2 protein-coding genes and 1 pseudogene are annotated in these 2,363 nt (G+C 38.1%); all 3 read left to right on the forward strand.

The features are described from left to right. Positions 1-616: 616 nt before the first annotated feature. Positions 617-1,309, forward strand: coding sequence for a helix-turn-helix transcriptional regulator (locus J4N24_RS25300; RefSeq protein WP_207536532.1), 693 nt, complete (start codon positions 617-619; stop codon positions 1,307-1,309). A 76-nt stretch (positions 1,310-1,385) separates the two neighbouring features. Further along, positions 1,386-1,778 carry a RidA family protein gene (locus J4N24_RS25305; RefSeq protein ID WP_207536533.1) on the forward strand — a complete coding sequence of 131 codons (393 nt, stop codon included), beginning with the start codon at positions 1,386-1,388 and terminating at the stop codon, positions 1,776-1,778. A gap of 353 nt (positions 1,779-2,131) precedes the next feature. Further along, positions 2,132-2,363 (forward strand): annotated as a pseudogene (locus tag J4N24_RS25310) (hypothetical protein); the annotation flags it as partial.

Genomic DNA, 2,363 nt, shown 5'->3' on the forward strand with positions numbered 1-2,363 from the left:
TTCAGCAAGAACAATTGCTATATTCGAGCTAAATAAAATGTAATCCTTAATCAGGATATGTTAAGTCCTATTCAGGACGATGTCAAATTAATCCAGGACGAGTGTAAAGCTATACTAGGACTAGACACTTCGGCAAGTCTTTTACTCCGCTTCGGGAAGTATCTAAGACCGCTTCGGAAACCCTCCGACTCTTGGACGACTTTCAAGGGAGTCTTGGCCGACTTAATTAAAAGAGAAGTAAAAGAACTGTAAAAGACTAGTAAAAGAACAGTAAAACGAATATAAAAGCGGTCCCGAATCAGTCTTAACAAATAGTAAAAGAAAAGACGAAAAACAGGCAAAGCCGAGCCCTTTTTTTAACACCTTTTCTTTCAAATTCTTTCATTTTCTTTCAAAGCCTTTCAAACCCTTTCATCCATTTTCTGATCACTGGAATAGCCCTTAATATTGCTTCATCAAAACAGAAAATACTGGTATCATTACCTTTTGATCAAGAATTCACAAATGGTTAAACTTTAAATTCTTCTATCCTTATTTTTAGCTCCCAATTTGACTATGCTAACTCAGACCCTTTACCCTAGTGTCACAAAGCATTACAAATCAATTTCAGAAAAACATGAACGACAACGATACGAAACGGATTTCACGCCTGACGGCAATTTTAACTCAGCTGCAAACCAAACGGCTTTTAACGGCTACGGCTCTTTCAGAGAAATTCAATGTAAGTATCAGAACGATCTATCGGGACATAAGAGCTCTCGAACAAGCTGGTGTTCCAATCATAACTGAGGATGGGAAAGGCTATACATTAATGGAAGGGTACAAAATTCCACCAGTGATGTTTACAGAAAAACAAGCTAACGCCTTGATCCTGGCCGAACAACTGGTTTTAAAAAATAAAGACACCTCATTTATTAAGGACTATATTGATGCAATTGACAAGATAAAAGCAGTATTAAGACCAAGGGAAAAAGATAAAGCTAATTTGTTAGCAGACAGAACACGTTTCGAGCAAAACATTAATAGAGAAAGGAACAGCAACATAATGTCTGAACTGCAAAATGCTTTAACTAACTTTTACTTAGTAGAAATAGAATATACCAACGAAGGCGAAAAAACGACCAAAAGGACTATTGAGCCATTTGCTATCATTAGCACCACAGATAACTGGTTACTAATTGCCTGGTGCCGGTTGCGGAAAGAATTCAGGTATTTCCGATTAGATAGAATTACCAAAATGCAAGTTCTAACAGAGAAATTTGAGCAACATAAAATGACCTTACAAGAATATTTCGATAAATTTTACTAATCCCGATTTGCCCCCTGACATAAGGCTGTCACAACCCCAGCTCATCTTTGCATTGTAAATTTAAACAGTTCAAAAAATGCAAAAAAGATCAATTGACCCTTGGGCCTGGGGTAAAAACACAAATTCAGTACAAGCTGTAGAAGTAAAGCAATCAGAAGGAACACTTTACTGCTCAGGACAGGTTGCCATTGACGAAAATGGAGTGCCAAGTTCTGCCGACATGAGAAGCCAGCTGATCCAAACTATCACAAACCTGGAACAACTTATAACTGAATCAGGCTATGAGTGCAAAAATATTGTTCGTCTAAATGTGTATACAACAAACACTAATGAATTTTTCACTACTTGTATGGATGTATATGTACCGTTCTTAGCAAAACACGGTATTCAGCAGGCAACCACATTGCTTGAAGTTAAAGGGCTATTTGCCACATTGACGGTAGAGCTCGAAGCTACCGTGGTAAAGTAAAAAAGCAGAAATAAGAATATCTTATCCGACAAGCCGTACAGTTAGCGAAAAATGATTTGAAAAGATCATCTTTCCGCACAACTTGTATGGCTTGTCTTTTTTGGCATTTTAACTTTTCTTTTTCTCCTCTATAGTAGTTACAATAACTCGTCCTAATGCACCACTATGCTCAGTTTGTCATTCAAGCTGGGCTTTTTTTGTGCGTTGCTTCAATCCCTTAACCTACATCAAGCCTTATTCTTAACCCCGGTCAAGCCTCTTTCTTACCTCAGGTCATTTCCCTCCCCTGCCCTTTGCTGCATCTTTGAAATGTCGAAACAATCAAACACAAACACATAAAAAAACAAGAAATTATGAAAACGCTAATCAAATCCATCGCAGCAGCATTCATCTCCACAGTAGTATCGGTAGCAGCCTATGCTCAGAAGCCGGCAGCCAATCTTTTAAGTCCAACAGACCATGCATTAGTAATGATCGATCATGAAAGTCAGATGGCATTCGCTACAAAAAGCATTGACATAAATGTACTTCGCCAAAATACAGGGATTGTAGCCGGTGCAGGAAAGATCTTTAAGGTTCCAACAA

The organism is Desertivirga arenae (assembly GCF_017355785.1).
Taxonomy (GTDB): domain Bacteria; phylum Bacteroidota; class Bacteroidia; order Sphingobacteriales; family Sphingobacteriaceae; genus Desertivirga; species Desertivirga arenae.

Bases quoted from the DNA above. Each gene is read 5' to 3' on its own strand.
- J4N24_RS25305 (WP_207536533.1), top strand. From the start codon at position 1,386: ATGCAAAAAAGATCAATTGACCCTTGGGCCTGGGGTAAAAACACAAAT.
- J4N24_RS25300 (WP_207536532.1), top strand. From the start codon at position 617: ATGAACGACAACGATACGAAACGGATTTCACGCCTGACGGCAATTTTA.